At 45.6% G+C, this 16526-nt stretch carries 18 protein-coding genes; 11 read left to right on the top strand and 7 right to left on the bottom strand.

Features of this window, described 5'->3' with window-relative positions:
• The first annotated feature begins 22 nt into the window (after positions 1 to 22).
• Complete coding sequence (locus PSE7367_RS12960; protein ID WP_015165810.1) at positions 23 to 706, top strand: pentapeptide repeat-containing protein; 684 nt, start codon at positions 23 to 25, stop codon at positions 704 to 706.
• 30 nt (positions 707 to 736) lie between these two features.
• Here PSE7367_RS12960 and PSE7367_RS12965 read toward each other — a convergent pair whose 3' ends face one another.
• On the bottom strand, positions 737 to 1213 hold the full coding sequence (locus tag PSE7367_RS12965) for a hypothetical protein (RefSeq protein WP_015165811.1): 477 nt from the start codon (positions 1211 to 1213) through the stop codon (positions 737 to 739).
• Positions 1214 to 1705: 492 nt separating this feature from the next.
• Between PSE7367_RS12965 and PSE7367_RS22970 the strand changes: the two genes are divergently transcribed.
• The 3 genes from PSE7367_RS22970 (at position 1706) to PSE7367_RS12980 (ending at position 2926) form a co-directional block, all read left to right on the top strand.
• The gene (locus PSE7367_RS22970; RefSeq protein WP_015165812.1) at positions 1706 to 1840 is read left to right on the top strand and encodes a hypothetical protein; all 135 of its coding nucleotides are present in this window, start codon (positions 1706 to 1708) and stop codon (positions 1838 to 1840) included.
• A 288-nt stretch (positions 1841 to 2128) separates the two neighbouring features.
• Positions 2129 to 2398 carry a 30S ribosomal protein S15 gene (rpsO, locus tag PSE7367_RS12975; protein ID WP_015165813.1) on the top strand — a complete coding sequence of 90 codons (270 nt, stop codon included), beginning with the start codon at positions 2129 to 2131 and terminating at the stop codon, positions 2396 to 2398.
• Positions 2399 to 2413: 15 nt separating this feature from the next.
• Positions 2414 to 2926: a PAM68 family protein gene (locus PSE7367_RS12980; protein ID WP_015165814.1), complete on the top strand. Its 513-nt coding sequence runs from the start codon at positions 2414 to 2416 to the stop codon at positions 2924 to 2926.
• 48 nt (positions 2927 to 2974) lie between these two features.
• Here PSE7367_RS12980 and PSE7367_RS12985 read toward each other — a convergent pair whose 3' ends face one another.
• Entirely contained in the window at positions 2975 to 3763 is a 789-nt protein-coding gene (locus PSE7367_RS12985) for a pentapeptide repeat-containing protein (protein WP_015165815.1), read from the bottom strand.
• A gap of 500 nt (positions 3764 to 4263) precedes the next feature.
• Between PSE7367_RS12985 and aroF the strand changes: the two genes are divergently transcribed.
• On the top strand, positions 4264 to 5319 hold the full coding sequence (aroF, locus tag PSE7367_RS12990; RefSeq protein WP_015165816.1) for a 3-deoxy-7-phosphoheptulonate synthase: 1056 nt from the start codon (positions 4264 to 4266) through the stop codon (positions 5317 to 5319).
• A 255-nt stretch (positions 5320 to 5574) separates the two neighbouring features.
• On the opposite strand, the gene PSE7367_RS12995 is transcribed toward aroF, so the two are convergent.
• Positions 5575 to 6594: an energy-coupling factor ABC transporter ATP-binding protein gene (locus tag PSE7367_RS12995; RefSeq protein WP_015165817.1), complete on the bottom strand. Its 1020-nt coding sequence runs from the start codon at positions 6592 to 6594 to the stop codon at positions 5575 to 5577.
• Positions 6595 to 6807: 213 nt separating this feature from the next.
• Positions 6808 to 7632, bottom strand: coding sequence for a cobalt ECF transporter T component CbiQ (gene cbiQ / locus PSE7367_RS13000; RefSeq protein WP_015165818.1), 825 nt, complete (start codon positions 7630 to 7632; stop codon positions 6808 to 6810).
• 311 nt (positions 7633 to 7943) lie between these two features.
• Between cbiQ and PSE7367_RS13005 the strand changes: the two genes are divergently transcribed.
• Together PSE7367_RS13005 and PSE7367_RS13010 are read left to right on the top strand one after the other, a co-directional pair.
• A complete protein-coding gene (locus PSE7367_RS13005) occupies positions 7944 to 9119 on the top strand; it encodes a homocysteine biosynthesis protein (protein WP_015165819.1) in 1176 nt (391 codons plus the stop codon).
• 166 nt (positions 9120 to 9285) lie between these two features.
• Entirely contained in the window at positions 9286 to 9993 is a 708-nt protein-coding gene (locus tag PSE7367_RS13010) for an SRPBCC family protein (RefSeq protein ID WP_015165820.1), read from the top strand.
• On the opposite strand, the gene upp is transcribed toward PSE7367_RS13010, so the two are convergent.
• Positions 9990 to 10640, bottom strand: a complete 651-nt coding sequence (upp, locus tag PSE7367_RS13015; RefSeq protein ID WP_015165821.1) for a uracil phosphoribosyltransferase — start codon at positions 10638 to 10640, stop codon at positions 9990 to 9992. The genes PSE7367_RS13010 and upp overlap by 4 nt on opposite strands.
• 1295 nt (positions 10641 to 11935) lie before the next feature.
• Between upp and PSE7367_RS13020 the strand changes: the two genes are divergently transcribed.
• On the top strand, positions 11936 to 12139 hold the full coding sequence (locus tag PSE7367_RS13020) for a hypothetical protein (protein ID WP_015165822.1): 204 nt from the start codon (positions 11936 to 11938) through the stop codon (positions 12137 to 12139).
• Between the two features lie 30 nt (positions 12140 to 12169).
• Here PSE7367_RS13020 and PSE7367_RS13025 read toward each other — a convergent pair whose 3' ends face one another.
• Together PSE7367_RS13025 and dxr are read right to left on the bottom strand one after the other, a co-directional pair.
• Positions 12170 to 13207 carry an aldo/keto reductase gene (locus PSE7367_RS13025; protein WP_015165823.1) on the bottom strand — a complete coding sequence of 346 codons (1038 nt, stop codon included), beginning with the start codon at positions 13205 to 13207 and terminating at the stop codon, positions 12170 to 12172.
• Positions 13208 to 13544: 337 nt separating this feature from the next.
• Positions 13545 to 14708, bottom strand: coding sequence for a 1-deoxy-D-xylulose-5-phosphate reductoisomerase (gene dxr, locus PSE7367_RS13030; protein ID WP_015165824.1), 1164 nt, complete (start codon positions 14706 to 14708; stop codon positions 13545 to 13547).
• A 214-nt stretch (positions 14709 to 14922) separates the two neighbouring features.
• Here dxr and ykgO point away from each other — a divergent pair, with 214 nt between their 5' ends.
• From ykgO to PSE7367_RS13040, 3 genes are all read left to right on the top strand, one after another.
• A complete protein-coding gene (gene ykgO, locus PSE7367_RS21220) occupies positions 14923 to 15048 on the top strand; it encodes a type B 50S ribosomal protein L36 (RefSeq protein ID WP_015165825.1) in 126 nt (41 codons plus the stop codon).
• 241 nt (positions 15049 to 15289) lie between these two features.
• Positions 15290 to 15742: a type IV pilin-like G/H family protein gene (locus PSE7367_RS13035; protein WP_015165826.1), complete on the top strand. Its 453-nt coding sequence runs from the start codon at positions 15290 to 15292 to the stop codon at positions 15740 to 15742.
• 101 nt (positions 15743 to 15843) lie between these two features.
• Positions 15844 to 16341, top strand: a complete 498-nt coding sequence (locus tag PSE7367_RS13040) for an LmeA family phospholipid-binding protein (RefSeq protein ID WP_015165827.1) — start codon at positions 15844 to 15846, stop codon at positions 16339 to 16341.
• Positions 16342 to 16526 lie beyond the last annotated feature (185 nt).

Here is a 16526-nt window from a genome sequence, read left to right on the forward strand (position 1 = left end):
TTCAAAGTAATTAAACTGGCCTATGCAAACTCAACCGATTGATATGAGTACCAGTGATAATTCAATATTTTTTAGATCTCGGTTAAGCCGAGTGTTAATCAGAGCGATCGGTAAGTCTATGCTGATGGCGATCGTGTTTGGATTTGGTATTTTCAGCTATGCCAGGATCGGGCAAGCCAATGTAAATAGTAATGTGCGGAAATTACTGAATCTAAATAGCTGTAAGGGGTGCGATCTGCGTGATGCCGATCTCAGTGGCGCGGATCTCAGTGGTGCTAACCTCGATCGAGCCAAGTTAAATGGTGCGGACTTGGAAGGTGCCAACCTGAGTGGGGCAAGCTTACGCCATGCTGATCTAGATCTGGCTAACTTAGCCCAAGCCGATTTAAGTAATGCCGATCTTAGTTTTGCGCATTTACTTAAAGCAGACCTGGAAGCAGCAAATTTAAGTGGTGCCAATTTACGCAGTGCCATGCTCAAGGAAACGGATTTGCAAAGTGCAGACCTGGTGGGCGCAAATCTGGTGTTTGCTAATTTACGGGCTGCCGACCTGAAGCAGTCAGATCTAGGTAATGCCGATCTCAGTGATGCGAATTTGTATGGTGCGGATTTGTGGAAGGCGAATACTCTGGGCACTAAGCTAGAACATGCGATCACCTGCGAGGCGGTGATGCCCAGTGGTGCATCTTCATATAGCAACTGTTAGGTGACATTTTTATTGATTTATTGATTTTACTTATTCATCAACTAAAAGCATTGGCGGCCCTGCCTGGTTGCTAAGGGTATAGTCAGCCATAAAAACTGCTTCTTCGGTACTATATCCACCATCTCTGGCCAGTCCCGCAAAATCGCCTCTGGATCTGGGGTATTCCACATAACCAACCACCTGACCAGCTTTGGTGAACACTAATAAACTAATCCGATCGCTTTGATAAATAGTAGTGGTGCGATCGGTTGCCCAGGCATAGCCCAGCGACTCATTGATCTGGTCGATCGAGGTATAGGGGGCAAAAATATAAACCCGATCCCAATCAAGTTGTGTATAGGCGTTGGCCAGAATTAATGAATCTTGCGAATTTGATGGAAGTTGTTGAGCGATCGGATCTGGTTCTAATTTAAGGCTCGATTGTCCGCAACCTGTTAGTGCCAATGTTGCTAGCGCGATCGCTATGAGCAAACCACCCAGCCTTAATTCTCTAACTACGTTTAACATTTTGCGATTTGCCCAAAGTTAAGTTGCTTAGACTTAAATTGATTATTTAATTTTCTATCTCATCTTGATCGGTGACTGGGGGCATAGATATTCATAGATATAGGAGCAGGCCGATCTGGAGATTGTGCCAATAATTTGGCGTTCTCTTTCCTTTGCCTTAGATGTATTACTTAGACGCAAGCCAACCGGATCATGTTTCGATCGGTAAAAAGATTCTGGCCAGGTCGATTGGAGCTAGTTCATATTGATTGTGCTGATTGTGCTGACGATCGCTAGAAATCCACTAAGTTCTTAGGGTTGCTATTCTAAAGCAAATCCTAAGACTACCGCCGCGATCGAAAAATTTGGATTAGTATATAGCTAGATTAGTCAGCATTTATTACTAGTCGGAGCTTTAAAGCTAGGAAATTACCCTTTCATAATTTGGCTAATAGCTAGTCAAAAGTAATTCAAGTAAAAGTTTATTAAAGATCAAGAGAGATCAAACAACCTATGGAAGCACTGCTCGATTTTAAAGTAGTCCTCGCTGCCCTCACGGTAGTTTTTATTGTGACTACGTTGTTTTTCGGTACTCGTAATGGGTTTTACGACACCGATAATTATCATGGTAATGGCTCAGCCCATTAAACTTGATTAATTAAATTAATTAAAGTTTAGGTGTTGCTAAATATTTAAAGCTAGATACTAATGCGTATTGCGATCGATTACCGCTAGTTTAGTTGGAATCTCAGCCGTCTATGCTTTATATAGCTTGGAATTGATCCGGTTGGGCGATCGCCATTGTGCTGAATAGAATGTGGTATCACTTGCGATCGTTGACAGCAAATAGCCTCAAATCAGTCTATCCTAGCTAGCCTCACCTATGATATGCTAGCTAATCGGTCATTCATTTGAGAATTATAGACAATTCAAGCTATGGCACTTTTGCAAGAAGAAAAGCAAGAAATTTTTGGGAAGTATCAACTTCACCCCACCGACACAGGCTCATCGGATGTTCAGGTTGCCCTGCTCACCGAGCGCATTAATCAATTGAGCGCTCACCTAAAAGAGCATTCTAAGGATTTTTCCTCCCGGCGGAGCCTGCTCAAAATGATTGGGCAACGTAAGCGCTTGTTGGCTTATGTCCGTCGCCAAGACCTCAATCACTACAAAGAATTGATTCAACGATTGGGTATTCGTGGTTAATTAGAGGCGATACAAGTGGCCGATCGCAAAGAACGCATCCCCTTCGAGCCGAAGAAAAGCAAGAAGGCTCAGGCAAAACAACAAAAACAAAAAAGCCAGCCAGAAAATCAACGCAAGAAAGCTACACCATCGTCTAAATCTGCTACTAAGCAAAAGGTGGAGGTTGGTGGAGGCAAAAAGCCTGCGGTATCCGGCGATATTCCCCCAGAGGTGAATCGTCGCATGGTGCGGCGGGCAGCCTTGTTTAGTGGTATCCCTTCTGCTTTAGGGGTGACGATTTTTGTGGCCAGCTACTTGGTGGTGGTCAATAAATGGGCTGAGCTACCCAATACAGCAGTGGTATTGGTGAGTATGCTTTGTTTTGGCCTGGGTGTAGTCGGCCTCAGTTATGGTGCTCTATCTGCTTCATGGGAGCCTGGTCGCAGCGGTGGCTGGTGGGGTGGTGAAGAGTTTGGTAAGAATTTTGGTTATCTGCGATCGGCCTGGAAGTCACAGCGAGATCAGAAAGCCGCTAAGCGATCGGAGTAATCAGAGCGATCGGAAAATCGGAAGAATTGAATCATAGGCAGCAAAACTTCAACAATTTTGATTATTAATCGTGCCATCAGGCATGGTTGTATTACAAAGCCAGGCTTTGGTTAATTGGGGCGGAGCAACTACGGCATTAGCAAGATTCGCATCGCTGAGAATAGTTCCACTCAGGTCGGCACCAGTTAAGTTAGTGCTGCTTAAATTGGCGCTTTTGAGGTTGGCGTTGCGCAAATTAGCATTGATTAATTGCGCATTCAGTAAATTTGCATTCACCAAGCTGGCATTAATTAGCTGAGTATTGCTGAGGTTGGCGGCCACCAGATTAATATTTTGCATGTTGGCATTGATCAAAACAGCGCCCTGCAAATTAGCACTATTCAATCTGGCACTGCTGAGGTTAGCTGCCAGGAGGATCGAACCCTGAAGATTGGCGATCGCCAAGTTAGCGGCTTTTAGATTTGCATCCTGTAAATTTGCATCCTGTAAATTTGCATCTCTAAGATCAACATTACTGAGGTTAGTATTTTTGAGGCTAGCGTTTTGCAGATCCACATCCATCAGCTCTGCATCGATCAGGAAGGCATCATTCAGGTTGGCGCCTTGCAGTTTTGCTTCGGTCAAAATAGTGGCACTGAGATCGGCTCCCCGCAGGTTGGCATCAATCAGATCGCAGCGGGGGCAACTTCTATTTTTGAACAGTTGATTTAAATTGGCAGGATCGGCCTGAACCTGGCTAACGATTGTGCCAAATGTAATACCAAATGTAATAAATGTAGTGATGGTGGCGATCGCCAGGTCATTTGCCCATAGGGTTCTAAGGCAAGATATCAGCATGAATAAGAATTTTTATTCTGCTTTCTCTGCCGTTGTTAATGTCCTATACGCTGACTTTTTGGGATTGGATCTCTAGCTTGTTTTGTGATTTTGCCAAACTTTCTACTCTGCACTGAGGGGATGGCAGAGATAGCTTTAGCAACTGGCGTACAGGATTTTGAGCTGATATAAAATAATCCTCAAGTTAAAACATGGGTAAAACATAACCAAGGCCAGCTCGATTACATTTAGTTACGTTAAATAAATTGCCCTAAGCCGAGTGCCATCGCTTAGAATTGCAGAGAAGCTAAACTTGATTTAGGCTGTATACCCTTAGCAGTTAAATATTTTAGCAGTTAAATATTTTTGTAGCTAAATATCAATTTCCGTTATCTGCCCTAGATCAATCAATATTAATCATGTTGAATCTAGCGGCGATCGATCGGATTTGTTTTGATCTTTAGCTAATCAAGATTTAACTCAACTCACCAAATACTTGTAAAGAAAGAAGGATAGAAAACATGATTGTGGTAATCAAAGCTGGTACACCGGAAGTGGAAATAAGTCGTGTATGTGATGAACTTTCCACCTGGGGCTTAACACCTGAGAAGATCGTGGGTAAGCATAAGGTAGTGGTTGGTCTGGTGGGTGAAACCGCTGAACTGGACCCATATCGGATCGAAGAAATTAGCCCATTTATTGAATCGGTGTTGCGGGTAGAGCAACCATTTAAGCGAGCCAGCCGCGAATATCGCCACAATGAACCCAGCGAAGTGATGATACCCACCCCAAATGGAGATGTGTATATCGGTGAACATCACCCGATCGTGGTGACGGCTGGGCCTTGCTCGGTCGAAAACGAGGAAATGATCGTTGCTACGGCACTTCATGCTAAAAAAATGGGTGCTAAATTCCTGCGTGGTGGTGCCTACAAGCCGCGTACTTCGCCCTATTCATTCCAGGGACACGGTGAAAGCGCCTTATCTCTGTTGGCGGCAGCAAGAGAAGCCAGCGGCCTGGGCATTATTACCGAAGTGATGGATACACCAGACATTGACAAGATCGCCGAAGTGGCAGACGTGTTGCAAATTGGCGCTCGGAATATGCAAAACTTCTCGTTGCTCAAGCAGATCGGTAAGCAAACCAAGCCAGTGTTGCTGAAGCGGGGCATGGCAGCCACGATCGATGATTGGTTGATGGCGGCGGAATACATCATGGCTTCTGGCAATGCCCAGGTGATTCTATGTGAGCGGGGCATTCGCACCTTTGACAGCAAGTACACCCGCAATGTATTAGATATTTCCTCGATCCCGGTACTGCGTCGGCTCACCCACCTGCCAATCATGATTGACCCCAGTCATGGTACTGGTTGGGCGCATTTTGTGCCGAAGATGGCTCTGGCGGCGATCGCAGCAGGTACGGATTCATTGATGATCGAAGTGCACCCCAATCCCAAGAAGGCTTTGTCTGATGGGCCCCAATCGCTTACGTTTGAGCAGTTTGGCGAGTTGATGGATCAAGTTAAGCACATGGCGGCAGTAGTTGGTCGTGGCGAACGCGAACCAGCAATGGCCTAGTTAGTAGTTAGCTAGTTAGTTAGTTGAAGTTGATTTGCGATCTGCGCCTTAGGTTTTAGCCCATCGGTCAGGTCGCAAATAGAATAAACCTCACCTTCAACCCAAAACCATTCGTTAATCTGCTGACCGGTAATTTAATTGTTTGAATTTGCTGGGGCAAATGCGATCGGCATCAGTAAAAGCATGAGCAAAATACTATTGCGATCGTTGGCTCAAAACTCAGTCAAGCAATTATTTAGCTAGGGCAAAGCGCGATTAATGGCTATGGCCATCGGGGTTGAGGTGTTCGAGGGAGTGGGGGCGCTCTAGTCCATGTTTGTGCATCAAGTTGCGATCGCCCATGATTTCAATTGCCCTACCATCGGCCACAATCTTGCCTTCATCCAGCAAAATGACCCGATCGCACAGTTCCAAAATTAGCTCCAGGTCATGGGAGCAAACCAGCCTAGTTGCATTGGAAGCCTGCAAAAATTCAATTAAGCGCCGCCGCGATCGAATATCCAGATTGGCGCTTGGTTCATCATAAATAATCAACTGAGGGCCACAGGCCAACACCGAGGCGATCGCCACCATCCGCTTTTCGCCACCAGACAGATGATGGGGCGGACGCTGAGCCAGATCAGCAACACCAGTAAGCTCCAGCGCTGCTTGCACACAATGTGTGACTTCCTGAGCGGTCATGCCCATATTGATCGGCCCAAAGGCCACATCATCCCAAACTGAAGCGGAAAAAAGCTGATCATTGGGGTTTTGAAATACCAGGCCAATCTCGGAGCGGAATTTACCTGGCGCGATCGCCTCGCCAAACAAATTAACCTGGCCACTGGTGGCACTTAGCACCCCACAAATAATTAAAAATAAGGTGGTTTTACCGGCGCCATTGGGGCCAATCAAGCCAATTTTCTCACCTGCGCTAACCTGTAGATTAAGTCCCTGCAATACGTCGGCGCGATCGGCATAGGAAAAGCCAAGTTCGGCGATCGATAAAACTGTTTTTTCAGGGTCATTTAGTTGCTTTGCAGATTGTTCTGGCTTTATGGCGATCGAATCACTGAGGTGGGATTGCACCGGATGATTGTTTATATGATTTGAATTACCTAACTCGCTCTGCCCCTGATCATTACTAATATGCTTGACTTCAGGCTGCTCCATTTCTGCGCCAACTAGTTGTTCAGACTCAACTTGGCGATCGATATGCTGATCAGAATGATTAGCCTGATTAGTGAAAACGGCATTGTAGCGATCGCTTTGATCTGAAGTTAATTTATCTGTCATCTTGGGCGGGGATTAGCTGAGCTTAGCGGTGGGTAAATTGAACTACGATCGGATTTGGCCTGATTTGGCCTGATTCGGATCATAGCGATTAACGAGCGTTGGGGATGAGAATTTTAAGTCTAATCTTAGAGCAAGATAACCAGGGAGATAGATATTAGGGAGTATAGATATATTGCATTTAAGTTGAAAGTCTATTTTAAAGCAGTAATCCAATTACCCGCCCAATAACCCACCCAATAACCCATTAGTACCGAGTTGATATTGGGTTATGCCCAAACTAATCGCCGCCGCAATTGTTAAATACAAAGCGATCGCATCGCCGCCCAACCAGGTTTTACGAATCGATCGCGGATTTCCAAAATCATGCCTATTCAATTGCTGCTCACTACCATAGCCCCGCAATTGCATCGCTCGATAGACCCGTTCCGATCGCTCGTGGCTGCGGATTAGCATTGTCCCCAACAAAGAAGCCAGCAAACCCAATGTGCGCCAGTTTAGTTTGCGGCCATTAAATCCCCGCAATCGCATCGCCGTTTGCATCTTATTCAGGTCGGCGCTGATTTCGTGCAAATAACGATAGGACAATAGCAGCATATCAGTAAGGATACGGGATAGCCCCAGCGATCGCATCGCTCTGATTGTGGTCAAAAAGGTGCTGGTGCCGAACAGTACCAGAGTGATCGTCATGATCGCCAGAAAACGACAAATAATAATCAAGACGGCAATGCAACCTTCCAGATATAAACTCAATCCGCCCCATTGCCACAGCACCGTTTCGCCAGACAAAAAAGGCACCAGAGCCACTACCCCCAGCATAAACAGACCAGGATATTTAAGCCGATCGCACCAGTAAGCAACGGGCAAGCGCGATAGACCGTAGCAAAGAATGGCGATCGCTAGCATAATTAAAATCAACCGCCAATCTTCCAGGCTGGCAAAGGCAAAAATTAATGCCATTAACCCAATCAGCTTGTAACGACAATCCCAGCGATGGATCGGTGAGTTTAGTTTGGCATGTTGATCGAGGCCATGTTGCATGGTTTTGTTTGATAGCAGTCCGATTTAAAACTCTAGCATTTTGCTAACGCCGTTATTATTGAAGTCGCTTGAATATCCAATTAGTGATAGTCCCGCATAATCATGTTAATCAGGGTAGAAATATTTGCCGATCGGTTTAACCGCAATGATTCGCTCCAATCCTGACAATTACCCCACAGCACCACTCGATTAATTGTATGTGGCAGGCTATTGCTTAAGAAATCACTAGGCCTCAAAAACTTACAGGATAGAAATACTATGCTGATAGTCTGAACAAAGCGATCGCTACCCCTACATTTAGCCCTGTCAAAATGCCCCAAACCGTAGCCCAGATCAACGAAAAAATTATTGCCAAAAAAGCCAAAGTCCTGACCGTCAATGAATTAAAAGCGCTAGTTGCCGCAGAAGGAGTCAAAGCCGCTGCCAAACAGGTAGACGTGATTACAACCGGCACCTTTGAGCCCACCGAATCAGCGGGGGCAATGATGAATCTGGGGCATACCGATCCACCGATTAAAATTCGTGCTTGCTGGATCGATGGCGTGCCAGCCTATGCGGGTTTGGGGGCGGTCGATCTCTATTTGGGCGCAACTCAGGAACTGATCCTGGATGCGGCGGTGGATGAAGAGGCGATCGATCGCGGCGGCGGCCATGTGATCGCTGACTTGATCGCTGGCAAAAGCTTGAGCCTACGCGCCAATGGTCAGGCCAATGACTGTTTCCCGCGCACCCTCTTGGAAACCACGATCAATAAAGACTCAATCAATCAGTTTTATTTGTATAACCCCCGTGGTCTGTATCAGAATTTTATTGTGGGCGTGAATGGGGGCGATCGCCAGCTCTATACTTATCTGGGGCCATTGCAACCAAGACTGGGTAATGCGGTATATTCCAATCCTGGCGCAGTTTCGCCGCTGTGGAATGATCCTGATCTGCGATTGATTGGCGTGGGCACGAAGGTATTTATGGGCGGTGGAATTGGTTATATTTCCTGGGAGGGGACGCAGCATTTTCCATTGCAAAAGCGCTTACCAAATCGCACGCCGATCGGCCCGGCTTCCACTCTGGCCTTGATTGGTGATGCTAAGCAAATGAGTCCCCAATGGGTGCGCGGTTGTTATTTCCGTAATTATGGTTCGGCGTTGATGCTGGGGGTGGGGATTCCATTGCCAGTGATCGATGAGGAGGTAGTGGTAATGGCAGCGGTTCAGGATCAGGATTTGATTGCGCCAGTGATCGATTTTTCGATCCCCCGTCGGGTGCGGCCTACCTTTGGCTCGGTTACTTATGCACAGCTTAAATCGGGGCGGATTACGATCGATGGCCAGAAAGTTCGTACCGCGCCATTGGCGAGTATTTATTTATCAAATCAGGTGGCAATCATGCTCAAGGCATGGATCGAGGCAGGGAAGTTTACCTTAACTGAGCCGGTGGCGATGATCCCAGCCGATCGCCCCTTTGTGCCCCAGGATGCGCGGGAATTGTAGCAATTAAGATGCTGTTGATTTAGCAAATAAGCAAAGATTCTGGCTGTCCTTACCGCCCTTTGATCTAGATCAATATGAAGCGAGGCAAAATAGAGAAAGTAGCTTAACTACATCATTGCTAAATCATTGCTAATCACCTTGGGCGCAAGTAATAAGAAGGGGAAATATGAACAGCGGTAAAAATAGGTTTGGGCAATTAATCCAGCGGATCGGCTTGGGGCTGACTGGCGCGATCGGCATCTCGCTGGTATCAATGGCTGGCAATCCAGCGTATGATCGGTTTGCTAGTTTCGATCGCCTTGCTGTGATTAAAACTGCTTCAGCTCAATTATTTGATGGCCCAGTCGATCGCTTGCCGCCGATCGAGCGTGATTCATTGCGCAAGGGTCGGGCTGTGGTGAATGGCGAAGATGGTAAATATGTGGGTAGGGTTTTGGTGACTGCTTCGCCGGAGGTGGTCTGGCAGGTGCTCACTGACTATGATAACTTTGAAGAGTTTATCCCCAATCTTACTTCCAGTGAGGTTCTTGAAGACAATGGCGATCGCAAAATTGTGGAGCAGGTCGATAGCCGCCAGTTGTTTATTTTAAATATTAAATCCACCACCCAATTAGAAATTAAGGAAAAGGCGCAGGAGCGGATCGATTTTGAACTGGTGGCAGGGGACATCGAAAGCCTGGTGGGTTCCTGGCAAATTGAGCTGGTGTCGGAATATCCAGGCGCAACACCGACGCAGGTTTTGATTACCCATTCTGTGGATGCGATCCCTGGTTCGGGTGTTCCCAATGGGATCTTTTTTGAGATTTTGAAGGGGTCGATCAATGAAACGCTTAGCGCTATTAGTGATGAGATATTGGTGCGCAATGGCAATTAACTAGTCCCAAAAGCTCGATCGCCCGCATCACCCAGCCCCGGCACGATCCAACCCTTCTGATCAACCACCTCATCAATATTCGCCGCAAAAATGTTAATTCCCGGATACTGTTGATTAATCTTCTGCAAGGCCGGCGGCGCACAAACCACACAAATAATCCGAATCATGGCCGGATCAGCGCCTCGCTCCACCAGCATTTCCAGCGTAGACATAATTGTGCCCCCAGTGGCCAACATCGGTTCAGCGATCAGCACGCGGGTTTGGGGTGCAAATCGATCGGGCAGGCGATTTAAATAGCAACTCGCCTCCAACGTTTCCTCATCCCGCACCCAACCCAGATGATAAATACTGGCGGTGGGTAATAGCTCCTGGCAACCATCCATGATTGCCAACCCTGCCCGCAAAATCGGCACGATCGCAATCGGCGTGGACACATCCATAAACTGCCCAGTCATGGCTTGCAACGGCGTTTCGATCGCCACCTCCTGCACCGGCAACCACTCGCGGATCGCCTCATAGGTAAGCCAATGGCCAATTTCCTTCATTGCGGTACGAAACAGAGCCACAGGAGTATTTTTATCCCTGGCCACGGTCAGCCAATGGCGGATCAGGGGATGGGGCGGAACATATACGCGCAGTTGAGCCATAGATGATTAGGTTTCTTCGATCGCTAGGTAGTATCAAGTTGAATTTAGTAATTGGCTTAGGGTTAAACCAAAGCCCTGCCTAGTTTAGCGCGGTTTGTGGCATTGGGCACGCTTTTAAAAGCAGCGATCGCCACAGCCACCATTTAAAATTTGTTATATTAAATCCATAAAGTTTAGTTTGTGGGTAATAAATAGCTAACCATCCAGGCGGTGGGGAAGATAACGGCGATCGCGTTGGCAAAGCAAGAAACTTTTAGGCAATTTGATTAGTCTAAATGAATATCAGGATGGTTAATCAAGATCCATAAATTCAATCAAACAGTCCGATCGCTAATCAAAAAAGAAGCTGCTTCTAAATTAGCGAATCAATTGAATTAGATAAAGCAGCAAAGCTCTATAACTTGTCAATCTGCTCTAGATGCAAGTAATAAATCAACCTTACTAAGTTGTTAAGTATTGAATAATTGCTAATCTCAGGTGATTCTGGTCGATCGCCGATCTAATCTCTAGCTTGCTCTAGCGTAGATGTATATCGTATGGAAGGCTAATGATTGTGCTTTCACAAATGCTTGTATTGATCCCAAAAATGTGAATAGCGATAACCAGCCAATTACGATAGTCATAAATAGATGTGTGAGTAGTAACTATTGCTACGCAATTAAATATATTGAATGGTCACTGATTTTGATTGCGAATATTTGATTTAACTTGCTGGGAATGTAATGTTTGCAAATAGTTATGCGATTGATTACTTAGATTGATAATTAGTTTAAGGCTAAGTATTGGCGATCGCCCTAAAGCTGTTTGAGTCAGGCATATAAGTGCGAATCATAACGATCGGAGTTAATTGACCAATTGAATTAACCACCGTCTTAAGTTCGCAATAAATATGTTGCAAATGCTACATATTTGCCCGATTAATTGTTAGTAAAAAGCCACACAAACCCAGCAATAAGTGTAATTAAATACATTAATTTAAGTCTTGTCCCTGATAATTAATCAAGCGATTTAGATCGCTCTGCAGATACATTGATCGATTTTGACAATGTGCTAAGTTTATTCAATCTTGAATTTTTATTACAATTCATCCAGAAGTGCGCAATTTATGTATGGCGAGCAAGCATACAGGCGTGGGATTAAAATAATAATCCTCGTTATTCTTGGCCTATCTAACCTCAAATAATTGATGTGATGCAGGTGGGTCCGTGATTCTGGGAATTAGTTGATAGAGGTTTAGGGTCTAGTGAATTCTAAAAAATCCACAACTCGACTTCATTAACATTCAGGAGGAGAACATGAGCAGTAATAATAACCTACCGTTGGAAAAGCAGTTTGCCCACAGTACGTTCTGCCGTCAACTTGATGAAATTGATTTAGACGCAGCGAAGAAATTGTTAGAAGATTTACACCTGCTGTACCTAGGGCAGCAATCGCTTTTCGCCAAAATGATTAAGCAAGGCGAATTTGGTAGTAACAGAATTGATTTTGAAGCCAGTTAGAGCTAGCTAGATTGATGCTCAATTTTGGCTCTAGTCGGGATCAAATGTGATCGCTTCTCGCACTTTAGGATCAATACCCATTCCCTGCATCCACCCAGGATAAAGCTTAGGCGGTGTAGTCAGGGCATCTAGTTGCTCGATCTCTAGATCATCTAGTTTCAATTCGCTGGCACCCAAGTTATCGATCAAATGTTGGATTTTGCTAGCTCCCAAAATTACAGATGAGATAAAGGGCTTAGTTAAAATCCAGGCGATCGCCACTTGGGCAGGGGAAGCATTGTGGTTATGGGCAATGCGGCGCAACTGTGTCACTACCTCATAGCCTTGATCAAGGTCGATCGGTGGGAATTCAAACTTATTGCGTCTGGCTTCGTCTGGGACAGGCGTATCTCTAGTATATTTCCCGCTCAGAAAACCGCTGGCCAAAGGGCTCCAGACTATTATGCCTAACCCAGCATCCTGTACAAATGGTACTACTTCATGCTCAATATCTCGACCCAGCAGCGAGTAGTACATTTGCGCTGAGACAAACCGAGCATAATCATAACTTTCTTGCATTTCCACCATTTTGGCTGCTTCCCAAGCTGGGTAGTTGGAATAGCCGATATATCGCACCAAACCACGCTGCACCAGGTTGTCCATGGCTCGCAGGGTATCATCTAGGGGCGTGAGTGGATCGGGGATGTGTAATTGGTAAAGGTCAATATAATCCGTGCCCAATCGCTTGAGGCTAGCTTCTGCAGCGGCCAAGATGCGGCGATAGGATAGCCCGGTATCGGTCAGGGCATTACCGGTGCGAAAGCCTACCTTGGTGGCAATCACAACCCGATCGCGGAATGGGGCTAATGCCTTGCCCAAAATAATTTCCGATTGTCCGCCCGTATAAGCATCGGCGGTGTCAAACAAATTAATTCCCGCATCCAGAGCCCTGGCCACCATCTGGTCAGCCATTGCCTGGTCAATATCATTGAAAACACCTGCCACCAGCTCGCCCACCCCAAAGGTCATGGCTCCAAATGACAGCCGTGATACCACTAAACCTGTATTGCCTAAGGTTGTGTACTGCATATACTCCTTCCAGTGCTCAGCTTAACTTAGCGATCGCCCTACGACTCTTAATTTCTTAATCCAACTAATTCAATCAATCAATCAATTTATTTATCATGCCGCTGCTGTTTATCCTCTGGATTAACATAAATACCTATATCAATGCCTGCGATTGCTCAAGTTAACTTAAGCGCCTCAAACAACAGCATTAATAATGTAAATAACGGCACAGATACTTTCTCGCTTGATTCCTAACAATAATTAATTTTCTGGCTTAGCACTTAACCTGGTTCGATCGCTGTAATTTCGTCGCAATACCTTCAGTCAAGCAACTAAGTAAGTAACTAAATAACTAGCATCAACACATAGCCATCACCTGCTCAGCGGTTATTTCTCTAGCCCAGGTGTCCGCTGCCAAAATATCCTCCAGACTGCAATCGCTCTCACTGTTGTGCTGGGCACAGACCGCTTCAATTAGTTGGGGAATCTGGATAAACTTAATTTTTTCTTGTAAAAATAGCTCTACTGCTTTTTCATTAGCCGCATTCAAAACCGCCGGCATTGTACCGCCAGTGCGTCCAGCCGCATAGGCCAATTGCATACAGGGATATTTACGATGATCAGGAGCAAGGAAAGTAAGACTAGCGCATTTAACCAAATCCAGGGGTTCCCAATCGGTGTAGATGCGATCGGGATAGGATAGGGCATAAAGTAGCGGCAATCGCATGTCTGGCCAACCTAATTGCGCCAACATGGAGGTGTCTTGTAGCTCAATTAGGGAATGAATAATGCTTTGGGGATGAATTACAATATCGATCTGGTCATAGTCCAACCCAAATAAATAATGGGCTTCGATCACCTCTAAGCCTTTGTTCATCATGGTGGCGGAATCGATCGTGATTTTGCTGCCCATCGACCAGTTTGGATGTTTGAGAGCATCGGCGATCGTTACATTGGCCAACTCCTCAACTGGTAGATCGCGGAATGAACCACCAGAGGCGGTGAGCAAAATTCGCCGTAGTCCTTTCTCTGGGACACCCTGCAAACATTGAAAGATGGCGGAATGTTCTGAATCAGCCGGGAGGAGCTTCACCTGATGTTTGGCGATCAATGGCATCACCACTGGCCCCGCTGCAATCAGGGTCTCTTTATTGGCCAGGGCAATATCTTTACCTGCTTTGATCGCGGCCAGGGTCGGCAACAAGCCCGCACAACCGACAATGCCCGTAACTACTGCTTCCGCATCACCATAGGCCGCCACAGTTTCTACGCCTTCTTTCCCGGCCAGCATAATTGGCTTGGGCTCCACCTCAGCGATCGCCTCTTTCAGCTCGGCTAGTTTGGTTGCATTGGCGATCGCCACTATTTCTGGCTTGAACTGCCTAATTTGGGTTGCAAATAGCTCTACATTACCCCCCGCACTCATCCCTACGAGCCGGAATTTGTCTGGGTGATGCTCAACTATATCCAGGGTTTGCGTACCAATAGAGCCTGTAGAACCAAGCAGGGTGATTTGTTTCATAACTTAATTTATGAGAACGTTTATAAAAATTTTGATCGGCAAGCGATCGCTGATAACTAAGAATCTATATTTTTTTAGTAAATACCTTGCTCTAGTTTATCGTTGAGCGGTAACGTTCACACATCTAGTTCCTAATCGATCGCTCTAGTAATGCAAGGCGCATGTATGCTAATCTAGTAAACCGTGTGCCAATTTTGGAAAGTTTTTAAAGCCGATGAAAGTAATGAGTTCGCTGAAATCAGCCAAAACTCGCCACAAGGACTGCAAAGTGGTGCGTCGTCGTGGCAAGTTATATGTAATTTGCAAAAGCAATCCTAAGTTTAAAGCTCGTCAAGGTTAGTCTTTGTGCGGCCAATCGAGTTAGTTAGAATATTTGCTTGATTGGGGTCGATCGCGGCCCTGATTTTTTTGCGTTAAATTCCTGGTGAGGCAACCGATCGCTAAGATTTATGTTTGCTGATGTTTACGAGTGGGGGATTGGGTAGGCTGCGATCGAAAGGTATTCACAGAACACGATGGCAAATCATAAAAAAAGGTGCCGATTCTACAGCATAAGTGGGTTAATCATACTTAGCTTAATCATGGCAATCGTTATACAAATACCTTTCGAACACTCAAACAGAACAAGACAGTCAGAGGCGAAGACATATGTTGCTGCAATGAATAGGGCACAACAGGCATATTTTCTAGAAAATAGTTTTTTTGCTGGCAACGTTGACTCATTAGAGCTTGGTATCCCGATTGAAACTGAGTATTATACTTATTCAATCAACTTACAAGCCGACCGAGCAACAGTCCAAAACATTGGCCAATCTAAAAGAGACGATGCCAAAAGCTACATCGGACTTGTCTGGGTGACCCATCCTGAAAGTGAGTTATCCCCTTTTGCCATTCTCTGTGAAGATGATCAGCCCTCTGCCGCGCCTGTAACAGAATTCAAACCGATAGAGCCAGGAAACCAGATCACAGATGTAAACTGTCCTCCAGGTTACGTTGATGTTAATTTATTGTTCTCAACAAAGAACACAATTTAAAAAACTGTGCAGCGTGGCATAATTTTCATTTCTGCTTGCCTATTTATCGGGTCTGGTTTCTGGTTTATATTGAGTAACTTAAATAAAAGAAACTAAACCCAATGGCATCAATCGTTAGCTCCGTCATCTGTCCCGTCTTGAAGTTGTGGTTACGATCGCAGGCCGACGCAGTAGAAAACCTGGAAATTGAGATCGCGGGGCGCAGTAAGCAGATATTGGGCGGTAATATTCCCAAAGCCCTGGTGTCGGGGGAATCATTAATTTATCAAGGGTTACATATTACCAACGTTGACCTACGAGCAGAAAACATTAACCTGAATATCCCCCAAATTCTCAAAGGCGAAGCGCTAAGGTTGCTAGAACCGATCGAAGTGAGTCTAGATATGCTCCTGGCCGCCCATGATCTACAAAAATGCCTGGCCAGTCCACTATTGACCGAAGAATTAGGCTATCAACCCCAGGCTCAAACCGATGCAGAAATTGGCGAGTTTATGGCGATCCTGCTCAAAAAACTAGGCGATCAGTTTATCTTGCACGACCTGAATGTACAAAATGGCGATTGCCGCTGTCTGGGTGCTTTTATGATCTCGGCCACCTAAGATCATTGCTTAGCCAGCTTTTCCCGCTTCCGGTAATATCAACCTCTGTAGATCGGCATAAACTTAATAAAGGTTTCATCTTCCCTAGGTAGCATTACTTACAATTTCCCCCATGATCTAAGTGTGACTGTAGTAAACTACCAATGGCAAATATTGCAAAATTATTATTAGGGCTAGCCAGTTTT

The sequence above is a fragment of the Pseudanabaena sp. PCC 7367 genome, assembly GCF_000317065.1.
Taxonomy (GTDB): Bacteria; Cyanobacteriota; Cyanobacteriia; order Pseudanabaenales; family Pseudanabaenaceae; genus Thalassoporum; species Thalassoporum mexicanum.